Raw genomic sequence first — 19,792 nt, 5'->3', positions numbered from 1 at the left:
GCACCGGCCGCGGCTCACCGCGCCGGACTGCCGGGAACGTCGGCGGGCGTGCGGGGCAGGACGTACAGCGCCATCGTGCGATTGGACATCCGATGCTCGCCGAGGAATGCGCAACCCGCGTGCTCACACAACCGGCGCGCCTCGTTGTTCCGATGATCGGGATCGAACATGATGCGCCAGCACTCGGATTCGAGATCGAACAGCCCGGATACGATGCGCGGCAGCAACAGCGGGCCGAATCCGCGGCGGGCCATCGCCTCGTCGGCGATCGCGGCGTGGATTCCCAGATCGAACGGCTCGGCGGCATATCGCGTGGCAATGGAATCCTGTGCCGCGCGATAGATTTCGAGATATCCGATCGGCTTGTCCCGGAAAATACAGAGAATGGGCCGGGAATACGACCCGTCCGTCTGCGCCTTCAGGTGGCCGTACCACTTCTCGGTGGGCCAGTCCTGTTCCCAGCCGGCGATGAGCCGGGGCATGCGCATCCACTCCGCGATCAGCTCGGTATCGGCACTGTCCGGATCGACCGTGCGCAGCCGAAACGAGCCGTCGAGCAGGGGAATCGGCGGCGCGGGCGCGGCCAGGACCTCGGCAGCCGGCCCCTCGCGCAGTTGCCGGGGCAGCACGTATTCCGTGCTCGCTGGTGTGGTGCGGGTCATCTGTGTCGGCTCCGTTCGGTCGGGATTGCAATCCAACGTTTAATAAGGATAGCCTAGGCTAAGGTCACCGGATGCGGGGTCGTCCGAAATTCGGGCGCTGCGGGGGCGTCACCGGGGACCGGTTGTCGATGTAGGAGAGTGGAAATGGCACCAGGACTCGGCTGGCTCAGGCAATTCCAAGCGCCGGGTTCCCCGTCGTGTGGTTCACTGCTGATTCTGCCGCACGCGGGCGCCGGAGCATCCGCCTATCGCGTGCTGGCGAAGCGTCTGGCCGCGGAATTCGACGTGGTGATTTTCCAATATCCCGGCCGCCAGGATCGGGCCAAGGAGCCGGTGGTGGAGACGCTGCCGGAACTCGCGGCCGGAGCGTTCGCGGCCTTCCGGGACTCGCCGCACCAGCGCGGCCTGCCGCTGACCGTGTTCGGGCACAGCATGGGGGCCCTGGTCGCCTTCGAACTGGTCCGGCTCGCCGAGTCGGCCGGGCTGCCGGTGCGATTGCTGGTCGCCTCCTCGTCCGCCTCGCCGGGCCGCACCGAGGAACAACCCTCTCATCCCACCGAGGACGACGCGCTGATCGACCGCCTGCTCTCCCTCAACGGCACCGATGCCGAGGTGATGGCCAGCCGTGAGGTGATGAGAATGGCGCTGCCGGTGCTGAAGGCGGATTACGCGGCGGTCGACCGGTACCGCTGCGCGGCCGGAACCACGGTCGCCGCACCTGTTCTCGCGGTACGCGGTGATGCGGACGTTTTCGTCACCCCGGCCGACGCGCAGGACTGGGGCGCGCACACCCGCGGTGAATTCCGGCTCTCCGAATTCGGCGGCGGCCATTTCTATATCGACGATCACATCGACGGGCTGGTGGATCTGCTGATGCCGCGCGCCACCGCATCGGCCTGACGTGAGTACGAAAGACATGATGAGGACATCGATCTCGGACGACCCGATCGTGGTCGTGGGCATGGGGATCGAGGCCCCCGGAGATGTCGAGACACTGCCGCAGTTCTGGTCGGTCCTGGTCGAATCCAGGGAGACGATCGGACCCTTCCCGCGCGACCGGGACTGGCCGCTGGGTCAGCTGCTGGGTCTCGGTGACCGCTCGGGCTGGGGCGTGGTCCGCGACGCCGGTGGATTCCTCTCCGGCGCCACCGAATTCGATCCCGCCTTCTTCGGGATCAGCCCCCGCGAGGCGGCCGCCATGGACCCGCAGCAGCGGGTCGCGATGCGGGTCGCCTGGCGGGCCCTCGAACACGCCGGACTCAATCCCGGTGCGCTGGAAGGTGATTGCGCCGGGTGCTGGATCGGCGTCTCGCCGCTGGAATACGGGCCGCTGATGGCGAGCGCGAGCGATTCCAGCGGATATCGGCTCAGCGGCACCGCGCTCGGCACGGTGGCCGGTCGGATCTCGCACGCGATCGGCCTGACCGGGCCGTCCATCGGCGTCGACACCTCGTGCGCCTCCGCGCTGACCGCGATCCACCAGGCCGCCGCCGCGCTGCGGGCGGGCGAATGCGACTGGGCGCTGGCCGGTGGCGTGTGCGTGATGGGCGCGCCCGGCCCGTTCTACGACTTCGCCCGGAACAACGCGTTGTCCTCCGACGGCCACTGCCGGCCGTACGCCGCCGAGACCACCGGCACGCTCTGGGGTGAGGGCGCCGGGGTGCTCGTGCTCGAACATCGTTCCCGCGCCGAACGTCTCGGCCATCGCGTCTACGGGCACCTGCTCGGTTCCCGGGTCAACCACAACGGCAAGGGCGCGCCGATCGCGGTGCCGCGCGCGCGGGCCCAGCACCGGCTGATCGACGACACCCTCACCGCCGCCGGCCTCGACCCCGCACTGATCGGGCTCGTCGAGGGCCACGGCACCGGCACCGCCGTCGGCGATCCCGTGGAGCTGGCGGCCCTGATCGGCACCTACGGTTCGGCCGGCGGGCAGCCGCGGCTCGGCTCGGTGAAATCCAATATCGGCCACACCCAGGCCGCCGCCGGTGCGCTCGGTCTGATCAAGATGCTGCTGTGCGGCGCGCACGGCACCATCGCGCCGAGCCTGTGGGCCGGCGAACCGACCACCGCGGTGGACTGGTCGGCCACCACGCTGCGGCTGGCGGCCGCGGCCGAACCGTGGGAGGCGATCGACGGCGTCCGCTACGGCGCGGTGTCCGCGTTCGGCATCGGCGGCACCAACGCGCACCTGATCGTCGGCATGCCCGCGCTGGAGGAGGAGTATGTCTGACCACCGTCTCCCGGACGGCCGCAGCGCGGTCCTGCTGTCCGCCGACCGCGCCGAGGGGCTGCGGGCCGAGGCTCGCGCACTGCTCGACTATCTCGAGGCCCATCCCCGGATCACCCCGGATCGGGTGGCGCACATGCTGTTCCGCACCCGCGGCGCCCGCCGGCAGCGTGCCCTGGCCCGGGTAGGCGCCCGGGACGAACTGCTCGACGCGCTGCGCGCGATCGCCGCGGGGAAGTCGCACGCGGCGGTCACCGCGGCGACCGCGGGCGCCCGCCGCATCGGCTTCGTCTTCCCCGGCCAGGGCGGCGGGCGCCCCGGCCCCGGAAAGCGGTACTACGAGGTGTCCGAGGTCTATCGGGCCCGTGTCGACGAGTGCGCGGCGGTCTTCCGGACGGCGTTCGGGCACGATCGGCCGCTGCACTACCTGCTCGACACCCCGGGTGCGTACCACGATGTGGTCTCCGAGATGCAGCCCGCGATCCTGTTCCACATGCTGGGCCTGGCCGCGTTGTGGCAGGCCGCCGGGGTGCGGCCGGTGGCCACCGTGGCGCACAGCCTGGGCGAACTCGCCGCCATGGTGGTGGCGGGCGCGATGACCCTGGAACAGGCCGTGGTGGTCGCCGGTCGCCGGTCCCGGCTGGCCGAGGCGCTGCCCGGCGCCGACGGCTACACCATGGCCGTGCTCGGCACCGACCGGGAACAGTGCGAGGAACTGCTTGCCCGGCAACCGGGTTGGGCCGAACTCGCGGTGATCAACGCCCCGAACCTGATGGTGATCTGCGGCGAGCGGGCCACCGTCGAGGCGCTCACCGCCGAGGTGCAGGAGCGCGGGCAGTTCGCCCGCGGCTTCACCCTCCGCTTCCCCGCCCACACCTCGCTGATCACCGGTCTGCGTGCCGAATTCGAGGCCGCCGTGCAGCGGGACCTGGCCGACGCGACCTTCGCCGCCACCGACATCACCTGCTACGGCTCGACTCTCGGCGCGGCGGTCGGCCCCGAGGTCGCGCAGGCGCAGTACTGGTACTGGAACCTGCGCAATCGGGTGCGTTTCGACAAGGCGGTGGCCGCCGCGGTGCGCGACGGTATCGACACCCTGATCGAGATGTCCGATCACCCGGTGCTGCAACTCGCGGTGCAGGACAACCTGACCGCCCTCGGCGACCCCGACACCCTGGTCCTCGGAACCTCGCTGCGCAGTGCGACCGATCTCGGCGAGTTCGCCCGCAACCTTGCGACCCTCGCGGTGCATGACACCGACTTCGACTGGGAGGCACTGCGAGTCGGCCCCGCCGAGCCGACACCCCTGCCGCTGCCCAACTTTCCGCACACTCGATGGGAGCGTCGCCGAATCTGGTCCGCCTACCCCACCATCGGCGACCCGGCCCCCGACCCCACCGCGGTGCACCGGCTGGTGGAGCACTGGATGCCGATCCCGCTCCCCGCGCCGTCCGCACCGCGCCGCGTGCTGTTCGTCGACCACACCGGCCGCTGCCCGGACCTCGCCGCCACGCTGACCGCCGCCGCCGAACGCCGCGGCGATCCGGCCACCCTGCTCGACGCCCGGCAACTCGCCAACGGGGTACCGCGGCTCGGCGGCCACGACCGGGTCGTGGTGCTCGCGCCCGCATCGCCGACCGCCGAAACCGCCACGGCCATCGCCGAATTCGCCGACTTCTTCGCCGGTCGCGGCTGGCTGCCCGCCCTGGACGTACTCACCGCCGGCGGCCAGGGCTGGCTGTTCACCGTCACGGGCGAGTCGGTGCTCGGCACCGATCCGGCCCCGCTGGGCGCACCCGCCGCGATCGCCGCCGGATTCCGCTGTGTCGGTATGGAATACCCGGAACTGACGTTGCGCCACCTGGACCTGCCGGCGGCCGACCTCGACGCGGGCCGCGCCGATCTGGTCCTCGCCGCACTGGACACCACAGGGGAATCCGAACTCGCGCTGCGTGGCGGCACCCTCTACACGAAGCGACTGGTGCCGGAGCATCCGGCCGTGGCCCCCGGAACCGGCCCGGACCTGACGCACGTGCTGATCGTCGGCGGCACCGGCCAAGTGGGCCTGCGCTGCTGCGAACACGCCGTCCGTGCCGGCGCCGAGCGGGTCACCCTGCTCAGCCGCAGCGGCGAAACCCCGGACACCGCCGGACAACTGGCCGTGATCCGCCGCCTCGGCGCGGCCGAGATCGTGGTGACCCGTTGCGATGTCACCGATTCCGACGCCGTCACCCGATTCGCCACCGGTATCGCGGACCACCCGGTCACCCTGCTGCTGCACACCGCCGTCGACTACGTCGATGCGACGCTGCCCGAGCTGACGGCCGACGCGGTCGAGACCGCCGCGGCGTCGAAGGTACTGGGCGCGGAACTGGTCGTCGCGACCGTGCCCCGCACCCCCGACTGCCGCGTGGTGCTGTTCTCGTCGGTCGTCGCGACACTCGGTGGCCGTGGCCAGATCCTGTACGCCGCCACCAACCGCCTGCTCGACGTGGCCGCCCGCCGATTCCGTGCGGACGGTGTCGACTGCGTCTCGGTGCAATGGGGCCTGTGGAACGTCGCGGGCCTGCTCGACGAGGACGGCTGGACCCGCATCAAGGGCACCGGTCTGCTCCCGATGTACCCCGCCGACGCCATCGCCGCCGGGCTGACCCCGCACGACGGCGACGTCACCGTGGCAGCCGCCGACTGGCCCCGCCTGATCGGCGTCTTCGACGCCTTCGGCCAGGGTTCGATACTGGCCGAACTACCACCCGGCGATCCCGCCCGCGGCAATCGTCCGGCCACGATCTCGGCGCCGACTTCGGGAGCCGCCCAGCATGATCGGCGACCATGGCCGAACGGAGGCTCGTCGGCCGTACCCGCACCGGGCTCGCCGATCGCCGGGATGCCGGGTTCGTCCGTCGCGCCACAGCTCGCCGCTACGGTGCACGGAGTCGATTCGGGCTACGCCACGGGGACCGGCCCGCGACACTCCACGGGAGTTGATCCGCTACTCGTCACGGTGGCCGACGCCGCGGCCTCCGTACAGGCCGTCACCGGTGTGCGGCCAGGGGTGGGCATCGGGTCCGGGGGCGTCGGAGCTGCTGGTCGGCAGCATGCCGGTGACGCGGGATCGGACTCTGCCGCAAGCGATTCCGAGCCCGCGGCGGCGCTCACCGACGAGGCGCTCGAGGAGCACGTGCGCGGCGAGCTGGAGGCGGTGATGGGGGCCGATGGCGAGCTGACCGACGGCTCGATTCCGTTGGTGGCGCTGGGGCTGGACTCGGTGCAGGCATTGGAGTTCCGGCGGCGCATCAAGTCCGTGCTGGATCGCGACATCCAGGTGGCCGACATCCTCAGTGGGGCGTCGCTCGACGACGTCGTGCTGATGGTGACCGGCGCCGGTGTCTAGGACAAGTTTTCAACCAGGGCAGAGGAAGCGCAGAGATATGTCGGACAGCGACGCCACCGAAGCCGGTGTGAGCACACTCGATCGCCGGATGGCGCTGCTGCGCCGCCGCATGCGGGAGCAGGGGCTGGCCGAGGCGGGCCCGGCCGAGACACCACGGGTGCGGGCCGGGGAGCGGCGGCCGTTGAGCGCCGGTCAGCAGCGGCTGTGGTTCCTCCAGACCTGGGATCCGGAGGACACCACCCTCAATCTCTGTGTGGCATACCGGCTCACCGGACCATTGGACGCGCAGCGGTTGCATGCGGCGGTGAGGTCGGTCGTGGCCCGGCACGCCATCCTGCGCACCGGCTACGGGCTGGACGACGCCGGTGAGCCCTATCAGGTGTTCTCCGACGACGCCACGGTGGCCTGGCAGGTACACGACCTGTCCGCCCTCGGCGAGGACGACCGCACCCGCCGGGTGGCGGTGCTGGCGCGGCGGGAGTTCGGCCACCCCTTCGATCTCGGTATCGATGCGCCGTTGCGGCTCAGCCTGATCCGGGTCGGAGTCGAGGAGCACGTGCTGGTGTTCGTCGCGCACCACATCTGCTGGGACGACGACTCCTGGCCGGTCTTCTTCGCCGGGCTGAACGCCGCCTACCGGGGTGAGCAGCCCGATTCCGGCACGGCCCCGGTGCAATTCGTGGATCTGGCGATCGACCCCGAGGTCGCCGACGAATCCGATCTGGACTACTGGCGCACCGCGCTGCCACCGATTCCGGCGGCGCTCGAGCTGCCGGGCCCGCCGGTGCTCGCGCCCTCGACGCAGGCGCAGCGGCACGCGTTCCGGCTGCCGGACGGATTGCTGGGCCGGGTCGACACGTTCGCCCGCGCCCACGGCGCCAGCCGATTCATGGTGCTGCTGGCCGGTTTCGGTGCGCTCATCCATCGCTACACGGCCGCAACGGATTTCCTGGTCTCGGTGCCCATCACCGAGCGGCGCGGCGCCGATGCGGAGGCGCTGATCGGCTACTTCGGCAACACGCTGCTGATCCGGCAGACCGTCGCACCACAGGACGATTTCGACGCACTGGTCGAGGCCACCCGGCAGGTCTGCCTCGGCGCGTTCGCCCACCAGCGGCTCGGCATCGATCGTGTGGTGCGGGAACTGAATCCGCAGCGGCTCGGCGGCCGGGACGGCGCGGAACGGCTGGTGCGGCTCGGTTTCAGCGTCCGTCGTGACGCGGCCGGATTCGATCTGCCCGGCGTGCGGGCCGAGGTGATCGACCTGGGTGCGCCGACCGCCGCCCAGCTGCCGCTGGCACTGACCGTGGCCTCCGATGCGGCCGGGGATCTGGTGGAGGCCGAATACTGGGTGGACCGCTTCGGCGTCGACCTGATCGAACAGCTGCTCGCGCACTACGTGCACCTGCTGGAGAGCGCGCTGGCCGAACCCGCCCGCCCGGTGTGCGCCCTGGACCTGCTCGGCGACGGTCGCGGCACCGTGCTGGCACGGTCGCACGGACCGCTCGTCGACAGCCCCGCCGCAACCCTGGTCGATCTGGTGCAGGCCCGGGTCACCGCGGCCCCGGACGCGCTCGCCCTGGTGTCGGACCAGGAGTCGCTCACCTACGCACAATGGAACGGTCGCTCGAATCGTCTGGCGCACTGGCTGATCGGCTCCGGCATCGGCCCGGAGGACATCGTCGCGCTGCGCCTGAGCGCCTCGGTGGAATTCCTGGTCGCGGCGACGGCGGTGCTCAAGGCCGGTGCCGCCTACCTGCCCATCGACCCCGCCCACCCGGCGGACCGGATCGGTTACATGATCGAGGACGCGGGCCCGGCCCTGGTGCTCGGCGCGGACGAGCTCCGGGCGGCCGAGCAGGCCGCCGCGGACCGCCCGGACACCGACCCGGCCGATGCGGACCGGGTGCGGCCGCTACTGCCCGGCCACCTCGCCTACGTGATCTACACCTCCGGCTCGACCGGCATGCCCAAGGGTGTCCCGGTGGCGCATCACGCCATCGCCGAACACATCTCGACCTTCAGCGCCGAATGGGGCGTCACCCCGGACGAGCGCTGCCTGCAAACGGCCTCGGTGAGTTTCGACGCCTCGCTGGGCGACATCTTCGTCACCCTGACCGTCGGCGGCTGCCTGGTCATCCCGAAACCCGGTGCGCTGGGCGATATCCGGTACATCGCCGACCTGATCACCACGCACGGCGTGACCGGGATGCAGATGGTGCCCTCGATGCTGAGCACGCTCCTGCTGCTGCCCGAGGTCAGCCGGTGGCGGTCGCTGCGCCGCGTCCCGGTCGGCGGCGAGGCGCTGCCCGGCGAGGTGGCCGACCGCTTCGCCAAGGTCTTCGACGCCGAACTGCGCAACCACTACGGCCCCACCGAGGCCGTCGTCTGCGCGACGCACATGCAGGTGTCCGGACCGCAGGGCGGCGTCATCGTCCCGATCGGCGTCCCCAACGCGAATGTCCATGTGTACCTGCTGGATCAGTCGCTGCAACTGGTCCCGGACGGCGTGGTCGGCGAGATCTACCTGGGCGGAACCCAATTGGCCCGCGGCTACCTGGGCCGCGCGGGGCTGTCCGCGCAACGTTTCGTCGCCGATCCCTTCACCCCCGGCGTGCGCCTCTACCGCACCGGCGATCTGGCCCGCCGCAACGCTCGCGGCGAGATCGAATTCATCGGCCGCGCCGACGAACAGGTGAAGGTGCGCGGTTTCCGGATCGAACTCGGCGAGATCGAATCCGCCCTCGCCACCCATCCGCGGGTGGCGCAGGGGGTGGTGACCGTCGTCGACGACCCGGTCACCGGGCCCGCGCTGGCCGCCTACGTGGTGGGCGCCGAGGCCGCTGCGGTGGATCCCGAGGACGTGCGCGCCCATGTCGGGGCGACGCTGCCGGAGTACATGGTGCCCGCCACGGTGACCGTCATCGACCGGATCCCGGTGACCGTCAACGGAAAGCTGGACAAGCGGGCACTGCCCGATCCGGCGCCGGTGGCGCGCCGCGAATACCGGGAGCCGGCGACCGAGACCGAACGCCGGATCTGCGCCATCTTCGCCGCCCTGTTCGACCTGGACCGCGTCGGCACCGACGACTCGTTCTTCGAGCTCGGCGGCCATTCGCTGCTGGCCGCGCGGCTGACCGCGCGCATCCGCGCCGATCTGGGCGTGGAACTACCGGTGCGCACCATCTTCGACACCCCCACCCCGGGCGGCCTGGCCACCCGGCTGGACAGCGACCCGGCCCGGGATCCGGTCGGCGCCGGGGACGAATCGGCGCACCGGATCCGCGCGACCCGGCCACCGGTGACCGAACGCCAACGCCCGGAACGGATTCCGCTGTCGTACGCGCAGCTGCCGATGTGGTACCAGTACCGGCTGGCGGGGCCGGGCAAGCTCGGCAACATCCCCTTCTCGGTGCGTCTGGAGGGCCCGCTGGACACCGCGGCCCTGGCCGCCGCCGTCGCCGACGTGGTCGCCCGGCACGAATCGCTGCGCACCGTCTTCCCGGAGGACGGCGGGATCCCGTACCAGTTCGTGCATCCGACTCTGGAGGTGCCGCTGCCGATCACGCGGATCGCGCCGGAACAGCTGGACGTGGCGATGGCCGAGCGCGCCGACCACCCCTTCGTCCTGGACCGCGAAGCGCTGATCCGGACCGAACTGTTCGCACTCGGCGGCGATGTGCACGTGCTGTCGATGGTCGCCCATCACATCGTCATCGATCACGGCTCGCTGAGCATCCTGCTGATGGATCTGGTCGCCGCCTACCGGGCCCGCATCGGCGCGGTCGCGCCGCAACGGCCCGTGCTGCCGATCCAGTACTCCGATTACGCACTGTGGCAACGCGATGTCTTCGATCCGGACGGCGACGGCCTGCCGGCCGGAGCGTACGGGCGGGATCTGGTCGGTTACTGGCGTACCGCGCTGGCGGGTCTGCCGGAGGAGGTGTCGGTCGGCCACGATCGGCCTCGCCCGGCGCTGCTGGGCAAGCGTGGCGTGACCGCTGTCCGTGGTGTGGCCGCGCAGCTGCGCAGCGGTCTGGTCACCCTCGCCGAACAGTCCGGCGCCAGCGAATTCATGCTGTACCAAGCGGCATTGGCGACATTGCTGCACCGGCTCGGGGGTGGTCCGGACATCCCGATCGGCACCCCGATGTCGGGACGCGTCGATGAGGCCGTCACCGATCTGGTCGGCTTGTTCGCCAACATGGTGGTGCTGCGCAACGACCTGTCGGGTGAGCCGACGCTGCGCGAAATGGTCGGCCGCGGCCGCGATGTCGTGCTCGACGCGCACACCTGTCAGGAACTGCCCGTGCAGCGGCTGATCGAGGTGCTCGATCCGCTGCGGTCGAGTTCCCGGCAGATGCTGTACCAGACCATGATCCAGTTCCGCGGCGCGGACTGGGCTCCGGAATCGGTCGACCTCGACGGCACCGGCGACACCACGCTGATCCCGTTGCAGGTCACCCTCGACACGGCGCTGGTGGATCTGAGCGTCAGCCTGGACGTCCGCACCGACGGCGGCCTGGACGTGCTCGTCGTCGCGAATGCCGATCTGTACGAACCGGATACCGCCGGTGTGCTCGCGGACGCGCTGGTGGACGTGCTGACCGCCTTCGCCACCGCCCCCGATCGCCGGGTGGCCGACCTCGAGGTGCTGGACCCGGTCCGGCTGGAACGACTGCTGGCGCCGCCGGTCCCGGCCGCGCCGGTCGAACGATCCAGTACCGCAACCGGTTCCGGCGGCGAGACCGAGCGGCGACTGATCGCGCTGCTGGAGGAACTGCTCGACGTCACCGACGTCGGTCCCGAGGACGGCTTCTTCGCCCTCGGCGGCGACAGTGTGATCTGTGTGCAGTGGTCGTCGCGGGCCGCCGAACGCGGCCTGGCGCTGACCCCGCAGATGGTGTTCGAATACGCGACGATCGCCGAACTGGCCGCCGCGGTCGACGCCGAATCGGCGCAGGCCACCGGCCCGGCCGAGACGCCCCCCGACCAGCACCACGAGGCGATGAGCGTCTCCGGACTGGACGCCGCCGCCCTCGCCGCCCTCGAATCGGACTGGGAGGACCGGTGACCAAGCCCCGCATCGAGGATGTGCTGGCGCTCAGCCCCTTACAGGAGGGCCTGTACTCGCTGTCGTCCCTGACCGGTGACGGCATCGACCTCTACACGATGCAGTTCGTCGTCGACATCGACGGCCCGCTGGATGTGGAGTTGCTGCGCCGCAGCAGCGAGGCCCTGCTGCGGCGGCACCCCAATCTGCGGGTGTCGTTCCGGGACCGCGATCTGCCCCGCCCGGTGCAGATCGTGCCCTCGCACGCCGAACTGCCCTGGTCCGAACAAGACGCGCAGCCAACGGAATTCGCGGCCGTCGCGACCGCCGAACGGCACCGCCCCTTCGATCTGCGCCGCGGCCCGGCCCTGCGCATCGTGCTGCTGACCGTGCCCGGTGCGGAGCCCGCCCGCCGCCGCTTGATCCTCACCGCCCATCACATCCTGATGGACGGCTGGTCCACCTCGGTCTTCATCGGCGAACTGTTCGCCGTGTACGAGGCCGGGGGTTCGACGGACACGCTGCCGCCGGTGCGCCTGTACCGTGATTTCATCGGCTGGATCGCCGCACAGGATGCCGCCGCCGCCTCCGCCGCCTGGACCCGCTACCTCGCCGGGATCGAGACCCCGCTGATGCTCGCCGAGGGCGTCGTCCGAACCGGAACGGCGGTGCCGCAGAAGTCGTTCGGCGTGCTGTCCGACGAGCGGACGCAGCGGCTGCAACAGTGGTCCCGCGAGCACGGCCTGACCCTGAACACCGCCGTGCAGTACGCCTGGACGGTCCTGCTCGGCCGGCTCTCCGACCGCTCCGACGTCGTCTACGGCACGACCATCTCCGGTCGCCCGGAACAACTTTCGGGCGTCGAGCGGATGATCGGGCTGTTCATCAACACGGTGCCGGTGGTGTGCCGGATCGACGACACCAGCGTGGTGGAACAGTGCCGCCGCTTGCAGCGCGAGTCCGCCGCCATGCGCGATATCGGTTACGTCAGTTTGTCGTCCGTCCAGCGTGCCACCGGTCACGCCGCCCTCTTCGACACCCTCTTCGTCTTCGAGAACATGCCGATCGGCGACGCGATCAACCCGGTGACCAGCTCGACCGGCGTCACCTTCCGCCCGGTCGAACTGGAAAGCCTCGCGCACTACCCGCTGACCGTGGTGTCGCACATGTTCGGCAAGGAACTGGTGATCGTCGTGGAGGCGCTCCCCGGCGCACTCCCGGAACTACCCTCCGACGAACTCGGCGAACGACTCCTCTCGATCCTGCGGCAGCTTCCCGACATCGGCGACGCGGGCCCGGACGCCCTGGACGTCCTCACCTCCGCCGAACGCGCCGAACTGTCCGCCGCCGCCGGGCGCCGCGCGCGGGCCGCCATCGGTGAGCAATCCGGTTCGGTCACCACCGAATCCGGCCGCGACGCATCGACGGTGTGGGAGCTGTTCGAGCGGCAGGCGCGCACCACACCCGAGGCGGTCGCGCTGAGCACCGGCGCCGGCGAACGCCTCACCTATCGTGCGCTGCACGAGGCCGCGGCCCGGCTGGCCGCCGAACTCGGTGAGCGGGGTGTCGGCCCGGAACATGTCGTGGCCCTGGCGCTGCCGCGTTCGGTGCGCTCGATCGTGGGGCTGCTGGGTGTGCTCGGCGCGGGGGCCGCCTATGTCCCCGTGGACCTCTCGCTGCCCGCGACGCGGATCGAATCGATTCTGCGGCAGTCGGATCCGGTACTGGCGATGGCTGTCGCCGAAGGCGCGCCGCTGCTGTCCGAATGGGACGGCCCGGTGCTGGTGCTCGACGATCCCGCTGTCGCACAACGCATTGCGGATCGCGATGCGATACCTCCGATGGTGGCACGCCGGGCCGGACACGCGGCCTACGTGATCTTCACCTCCGGATCCACCGGTGAACCCAAGGGCGTGGTCGGTACCAACCGGGCGCTGGCCGGATATTTCGCCGACCATCGGGATCGGGTCTACGCCCCGGCGACGGCCCGGTTGCGCCGCCCGCTGCGGATCGCGCACGCCTGGTCGCTGAGCTTCGACGCCTCCTGGCAGCCGATGGTCGGCCTGCTGGCGGGCCAGGAGATCCACCTCTTCGACGCCGACGAGATGCGCGACGCCCAGCGGCTGGTGCGGGGCATGACCGACCACGGCATCGACATGATCGACACCACTCCTTCGATGTTCGCGCAGCTGGTCGCGGCCGGGCTGCTGGATCGCGCACCCGCCGTGCTGGCCCTCGGCGGCGAGGCGATCGAGGCCGCCCTCTGGAACCGGCTGCGAGCGCTGCCGGATACCGCCGTCCACAACTGCTACGGCCCCACCGAGACGACGGTGGAAGCGGTCGTCGCCGCGGTCGCCGAGACCGCGGCCCCGGCCATCGGCGCGCCGACGGCCACCATGTCCGGTTACGTCCTGGATTCCCGGCTGCGCCCGGTCCCGCACGGCGTGGTCGGCGAGCTGTATCTGTCCGGCGCGCAGGTGGCTCGCGGCTACATCACCCGCCCGGCCGGCACCGCCGAACGCTTCGTCGCCGATCCGTTCCGGCCGGGTCACCGCATGTATCGGACCGGTGATCTGGTGCGGCACCGCCACGACGGTGCCCTGGCCTATCTCGGCCGCGCCGACGACCAGGTCAAGGTGCGTGGCTACCGCATCGAGATCGGCGAGATCGAGACGGCGCTGCGCCGCCTGCCCGGCGTCGGCACGGCGGCCGTGGCCGTGGTGCGGCGCGCGGGTAGCGCCACCCTGGTCGGATTCGCGGTGCCCGTGGCCGGACAGCACCTCGACCCGGTCCGGTTGCGCTCCGCGCTCACCGACCGGTTGCCGGGATATATGATCCCGGCCCGCATCTCGGTGATTCCGCAACTGCCGGTGACGGTGAACGGCAAACTCGACGCCCGGGAACTCGGCCGCCGCGCCGAGCAACTGCTCGCCGGAAGGAGCACGGCGACAGGCGAATCGGCGACCGCGCACACCGAGACGGAACAACAGCTGGTGCAGGTGCTGGCCGAATTGTTCGACGGCCGTAGCCTGGCCCTCGACGAGGATTTCTTCGCCCTGGGCATGGACAGCATCGTCGCCATCGCCCTGGTCAACAAGGCCCGGCAGGCCGGTCTCCCGATCAGCCCCGCAATGGTGTTGTCCGCGGCCTCGATTCGCGATCTCGCCGCGGCCGTCGACGACCGCACCGCCACCGTCACCGCGACCGGCGCCGTGGAATACGGCGCCGTGCCACGAACTCCGATCATGTCCTGGATGTTCGAGTACGGCGGCTTCCGCCGCCTGGCCCTGACGACGGTGCTCACACTGCCGGACGGACTGGACCGCGGCGGCCTGGAAACGGTGCTGCAAGCGCTGCTCGACGGTCACGACATGTTGCGCACCAGGCTCATCGGCGACGAGGTGATCACCCGTGAACCCGGGACCGTCCGCGCCGCCGACCTGCTCACCGAGATCATGGTCGACGGCGATCCCACGTCGGCGCTGGCGAACGCGGCCCACGCCGCGATCGAGCGGATCGACCCCGCCACGGGAGTGTTGCTGCGGGCGGTGCGATTCCGCCGTCGCGACGGCGACCTGCTGCTGCTCGCGGTCCACCACCTCGCGATCGATCCGGTGTCCTGGGAGATCGTCTTCGCGGACCTCGCCGACGCCTGGTCCCGCCTGGGCTCCGGTGACACCCCGATCGCGCTGCCCGCCGAGTTCACCGGCTACCGGCAGTGGGCGCACCTACTGTCGGAACGTGCCGCCGCGCCGGAAGTGCAAGCCCAGCGGGCCTTCTGGAGCGCCCAGCTGGAACAGCCGGATCCACCGGTGGGCCGCCGGGCACCCGACCCCCGCATCGACACCTGGTCCTCCTACCGGACCATGCAGTCGATCGCCTCACCCGAACGCACCCGGGCCATCCTCGACGGCACCGGCGGCGCGGGCAAACCCGATCTGGCCGCATTCCTGCTGTCGGCCCTGGTGCTCACGGTGACCCAGTGGCGCGCCGAACAGGGCCGCGCGGCAGCGGGCCTGCTGGTCGCCCTGGAAGGCCACGGTCGCGAGGACACCGTGCTGGCCACCGACACCACCCGCACCCTGGGCTGGTTCACCACTGTCCACCCACTGCTGGTGGCAGCCGGTGCCGAAGCGGATCTTCTTCGCGCCGAACGAGATCCGGCCGCAGCCGTCGCACTGCTGCGCACCGTGGCCGCCGAGGCCGCCGCGGTGCCGAACAAGGGCCTGGACTACGGGTCGCTCCGTTACAGCGCCCCGGCCCCGGCCCCGGCCCCGGACCCCCAGGTCCTGTTCGACCACCTGGGCCGCCTGGATCTGGCGGGTGGCGCGGCCGTAACCGCACCGTGGCGACCGGTCCCGGATCCGGTGCTGCACGAACAGCTTCCGCTGATGCCCGAACCGGATCTCCCGTTGCGCCATGCACTGGATCTGATCACCGCGGTCCGCCCCGGCGCCGGTGGCCCCGAACTGATCGCGATCTGGCGCTGGAGCGAAACTCTGTTCACCGAAGCGGATTCCGGTCATCTGCTGGAACTGTGGGAACGCAGCGTGGCCGCCCTCACCGCCGCGCTGCGCTGACCCGTGTGCGCCGGGCCCTGCTGCCGCACTGTCGGAATGCCCGCCGACCGGGCCGCCCCGCCGAGGTGTCGGGCGGCCCAGACGATCCGCGGCGGTATCGCTAGGACGCCGCGGCCGCGAGCGCGGGCTCGATCTTGTCCAGCAGATAGGGCAGCGACAGCGCGGTGGGCTGGTTCAGCCCGGCGATGTCCTGCGTATCCAGTTCCGCCACAGCGTGTTTGCGGACAGCGGGCAGGTTGTCGTAGCCGGGGAAGTGCCGGTAGGTGTCGGCCAGGCCGGGGGAGGTGGCGGCGAGCAGCAGATCCACCTGGAGTTCGTCGACCCGCTCCGGGGACAGCTGGGTGCGGCCGCCGTTGCTCGGCAGCGCCGCCAGTTGCTCCGGGATGTGCAGGCCGAGTGCGGTGAACAGCGAGGTGGAGCCGTCCTTCGGATCGATGAGCACCATCAGCTGACTCGGCCCGGCCAGCCAGGTGCTGGCGAAGGTCTTGCCGTGCAGCCCCGGATACTGCTGCGCGAGTGCGTCGATGCGGCCGGTCACCTTCGCGACGATCGCGGCGGCATCGGCATCCTTGTGCAGCACCTTGCCCAGCGCGGTGGTCTGGTCCTGCCACGGGGTCACCATGGACTTGCTCAGGGCGGGCAGTGTCGGCGCGATCTTGCTGAACGTGGTGTACATCTTCTCGTCGGCGTAGTAGCCGTCGGCGAGGATCAGATCCGGGTCCAGCGCCGCCACCGATTCGGCCAGATCGTTGTTGCTCAGCTGCGTGGCCCGGCCCAGCGTGTCGGGATCCCAGGCGGTCCGGCTCTTGCTGACCATGGCCACGTTGTCGAGGTAGCCGACCGGCGTGACCCCCAGGGCCAGGGCCGCGTCCAGCCACTGATTGCCGATGGCCACGATGCGCTTCGGGACCTGCGGGACGGACGTCTGCCCGAAGGCGTGCGGGATGGTCACCGCACCGGCGCCGGAATCGGTCCCGTCGCTGCTCGTACCGCAGCCGGCCAGGCCTACGACGACCAGACCGGCGAGTATTCCGGCGGCCGCGCGGGCCCAGGTTCGGGACAATCGGGCAGATCTCATGGGTTGCACTCACTTTCCTCGCTGTGCCGGGTCGGTGCGCGCAGCAGAGAACATCCTGGCGCACCGACTGTTGTTTAGGTTAGCCTTACCATCGATTGTCGGAGAAGCGCTCGGGCCGCAGGGGGCGGGCGCGGGATGGAGAAGCCGGGTGTCGGGAGCAGGCGTGGCCGCGGAGGCCGCCATCGTGGTCGATTCGGTCGAGAAGAGCTTCGGGGAGGTGAAAGCCCTGCGCGGCATCAGTTTCCAGGTGCCCGCGGGCAGCGTCCTCGGGGTGCTGGGGCCCAACGGCGCGGGGAAGACCACCACCGTGTCGGTGCTGTCCACGCTGATCCGGCCCGATGCCGGGCAGGCCCGGGTGGCCGGTTACGACGTGGTCCGCGATGCGGCGCGGGTGCGCTCCTCGATCATGTTGACCGGCCAGTACGCCGCCCTCGACGAGGTACTCACCGGCCGCGAGAATCTGGTGCTGTTCGGCCGGCTGCTGGGGTTGCGGGCCCAGGAGGCCAAGCGGCGCGCCGACGAACTGCTGGCGCGATTCGAGTTGACCGACGCGGCCGACCGGCGGGTGGGCCAGTACTCCGGCGGTATGCGCCGGCGCATCGATATCGCCTGCGGGCTGGTGCGACTGCCCGAGGTGGTCTTCCTGGACGAGCCGACCACCGGCCTGGATCCGGTGAGCCGGCAGGGCGTGTGGTCGCTGGTCCGCGAGCTGCGCGACCAGGGGGTGACGATCCTGCTCACCACCCAGTACCTGGAGGAGGCGGACGCGCTCAGCGACAACATCATCGTCGTCGACCACGGCACGGTGATCGCCGAGGGCACCGCCGACGAGCTGAAGGCCCGCTCCGGCAGCAGCTATTGCGAGGTGGTGCCGGTGTCCGCGAACGATGTGCCCGCGGTGGTCGCGGCGCTGGCGGGCCTGGGCGAGGCCACGGTGGCCGATTCCGCCGACCGGGTGTCGCTGCCGGCGCCCGGCGGCCCGGCTACGCTGACCGAGGTGCTGCGCCGCATCACCGAGGCGGATATCGATCTCATCGATATCGCGCTGCGGCGGCCCTCGCTGGACGAGGTCTTCATCGAACTCACCCGCAAGCCGGTCGGGGTGGCCTCGTGAGCACCGCCACCGTGAATTCCGAAGCGGAATGGCGGGTCTCGCCGTGGCAGCAGTGGGCGGCGCTGAGCGGCCGCACCGTGCGCGCCGCGCTGCGCGACGGCGATCTGCCCTTCGGTTTCCTCGCGCCGATGATCTTCTTCGTGTGTTTCTATGTGCCGCTGCGACATTCGATGGAAGCCGGGGGCGGCGGATACGTGCAGTACCTGGCGCCGGTGATCGTGGTGCAGGGCATGTTCTTCACCGCGATGTCGGCGGGCGACCGCGCCGCGCGTGACACGGCCGGCGGGATGGGCACCCGGTTGCGCTCGCTGCCGGTCGGATCCTGGCTGCCGACGGCGGCCCGGATGTCGGCCAATGTGCTGCGGGGCGTGGTCGCCGTCGCCGGTGCGCTGGTGATCGGCACGATCTTCGGCTTCCGATTCCACGGCACGGGCGCGGCGATCGTGTTCGTACTGCTGGCACTGGCTTTCGGGCTGGCCCTGGTGATCGGCGCCGACCTGCTCGGGGCGATCACCGGCGATCCGGGCACCGGCGCCTCGGTGCTGCTCATCCCGCAGTTGCTGCTGGTCATGCTGTCCACGGGTCTGGTTCCGGCGGAAGGCTTTCCGGGCTGGATCCAGCCGTTCGTGCGGAATCAGCCGGTGTCCCAGGCGGCGGCGGCCCTGCGGGCGCTGGCGGACGGGCGATTCGCCGCGGAGTTGCCGATCACGGTCGCGTGGATCGCCGGGCTGGCCGTCGTGTTCGGCGCCGCGGTGGTGCTGGTGGAAGGGCGGCGCAAGTGAGAACGCTGCTGTCGCAGAGCCTCGTGGAGGCCGGTCGCCTGGTGCGGCGCTGGCCCCGGCAGCAGGACGTGCTGACCGCCACGCTGATCTTCCCGGTGTTGTTGCTGCTCATGTATCAATTGGTGCTCGATCGCGCGTTGACCGCCGCCTCGGGGACCGGCGCCGTGTACGGGTTCGTCCCGATGATCGCGGTGACCAGCGCCCTGTACGGGGCGATGGGCACGGGCATCTCGCTGCACGCGGAGGCCGAGAGCGGTCTGCTGCGGCGGTTCTGGGTGCTGCCGATCCATCGCGGCGCCGGCCTGACCGGGCGGCTGCTGGCCGAATGCGCGCGCACCCTGGTGGCGACGGCGGTCATCGTGATCCTCGGTGTCGCACTGGGATTACGTTTCCACCACGGTTGGTGGAGTGTGCTGGGCGTGCTGCTGGTGCCGGTGCTGCTGATGCCGGGATTCGTGGCGCTGGTCGTGTCGGTCGCGGTGGGCAAGGGCGGCGCGCAGATCGTGCAGTTGTTCTCGGTGCTGATCCTGCTGGGGATGTTCTTCAACTCGGGATTCGTGCCGGTCACCAATTATCCCGGCTGGTTGCAGCCGATCGTGCGGGCGCAGCCGATGAGTTGTGCGATCGAGGCCATGCGGCACTGCACCCTCGGTGGGCCGCTGCTGGTTCCGGTGTTGCAGGTGCTGGCCTGGACGGCCGGGCTCACGCTGGTGTTCGGCGGGCTCGCGGTGCGGGGATATCGCAAGGCGGCGGCGGGCTGAACGAACCGCCCCGGCGACGTGCGGATGTGGCACGAAACGCGGTGCCGGTGTGGATGCCCGAAATCGGGTGTGGCTATTCTAAATTAAAAAGCGAGAATTTTTGATCTTCACAACAGCTTCGGGAGCAGGCATAATTAG

General features: G+C 70.7%; 10 protein-coding genes. 8 read left to right on the top strand and 2 right to left on the bottom strand.

The annotated features are described in order from the left end of the window. Positions 1 to 14: 14 nt before the first annotated feature. Complete coding sequence (locus LBW94_RS12260) at positions 15 to 662, bottom strand: GNAT family N-acetyltransferase (protein WP_225057745.1); 648 nt, start codon at positions 660 to 662, stop codon at positions 15 to 17. A gap of 144 nt (positions 663 to 806) precedes the next feature. Here LBW94_RS12260 and LBW94_RS12255 point away from each other — a divergent pair, with 144 nt between their 5' ends. Genes LBW94_RS12255 through LBW94_RS12235 form a run of 5 tightly spaced genes read left to right on the top strand, consistent with a single transcriptional unit; the run spans position 807 to position 15,919 of the window. Further along, positions 807 to 1,562, top strand: a complete 756-nt coding sequence (locus tag LBW94_RS12255; protein ID WP_225057746.1) for a thioesterase II family protein — start codon at positions 807 to 809, stop codon at positions 1,560 to 1,562. A 19-nt stretch (positions 1,563 to 1,581) separates the two neighbouring features. Next, positions 1,582 to 2,895, top strand: coding sequence for a polyketide synthase (locus LBW94_RS12250; protein ID WP_225057747.1), 1,314 nt, complete (start codon positions 1,582 to 1,584; stop codon positions 2,893 to 2,895). Continuing rightward, positions 2,888 to 6,286, top strand: coding sequence for a nocobactin polyketide synthase NbtC (gene nbtC / locus LBW94_RS12245; RefSeq protein WP_225057748.1), 3,399 nt, complete (start codon positions 2,888 to 2,890; stop codon positions 6,284 to 6,286). The genes LBW94_RS12250 and nbtC overlap by 8 nt, the downstream gene beginning before the upstream one ends. Positions 6,287 to 6,323: 37 nt before the next feature. Continuing rightward, positions 6,324 to 11,360 (top strand): non-ribosomal peptide synthetase, encoded by a 5,037-nt coding sequence (locus tag LBW94_RS12240; protein ID WP_225057749.1) that lies wholly within the window; start codon positions 6,324 to 6,326, stop codon positions 11,358 to 11,360. Continuing rightward, complete coding sequence (locus LBW94_RS12235) at positions 11,345 to 15,919, top strand: amino acid adenylation domain-containing protein (RefSeq protein ID WP_416276895.1); 4,575 nt, start codon at positions 11,345 to 11,347, stop codon at positions 15,917 to 15,919. Before LBW94_RS12240 ends, LBW94_RS12235 begins: the two co-directional genes overlap by 16 nt. Positions 15,920 to 16,019: 100 nt before the next feature. Here the strand turns inward: LBW94_RS12235 and LBW94_RS12230 are convergent, their stop codons facing one another. Further along, positions 16,020 to 16,997: an ABC transporter substrate-binding protein gene (locus LBW94_RS12230; protein WP_225057751.1), complete on the bottom strand. Its 978-nt coding sequence runs from the start codon at positions 16,995 to 16,997 to the stop codon at positions 16,020 to 16,022. A gap of 148 nt (positions 16,998 to 17,145) precedes the next feature. Between LBW94_RS12230 and LBW94_RS12225 the strand changes: the two genes are divergently transcribed. The 3 genes from LBW94_RS12225 to LBW94_RS12215 are packed head-to-tail and all read left to right on the top strand — an operon-like array spanning position 17,146 to position 19,654. Beyond that, a complete protein-coding gene (locus LBW94_RS12225) occupies positions 17,146 to 18,111 on the top strand; it encodes an ATP-binding cassette domain-containing protein (RefSeq protein ID WP_225057752.1) in 966 nt (321 codons plus the stop codon). Then, the gene (locus LBW94_RS12220; RefSeq protein WP_225057753.1) at positions 18,108 to 18,893 is read left to right on the top strand and encodes an ABC transporter permease; all 786 of its coding nucleotides are present in this window, start codon (positions 18,108 to 18,110) and stop codon (positions 18,891 to 18,893) included. Before LBW94_RS12225 ends, LBW94_RS12220 begins: the two co-directional genes overlap by 4 nt. Further along, complete coding sequence (locus LBW94_RS12215; RefSeq protein ID WP_225057754.1) at positions 18,890 to 19,654, top strand: ABC transporter permease; 765 nt, start codon at positions 18,890 to 18,892, stop codon at positions 19,652 to 19,654. Before LBW94_RS12220 ends, LBW94_RS12215 begins: the two co-directional genes overlap by 4 nt. The last annotated feature ends 138 nt before the right edge of the window (positions 19,655 to 19,792 follow it).

Origin of the sequence: Nocardia sp. alder85J (assembly GCF_020176955.2) — a bacterium.
In the GTDB taxonomy this organism is placed as follows: Bacteria; Actinomycetota; Actinomycetes; order Mycobacteriales; family Mycobacteriaceae; genus Nocardia.
The sequence above is the reverse complement of the archived record's forward strand: the minus strand, read 5'-3'. Positions and strand labels throughout refer to the sequence as shown.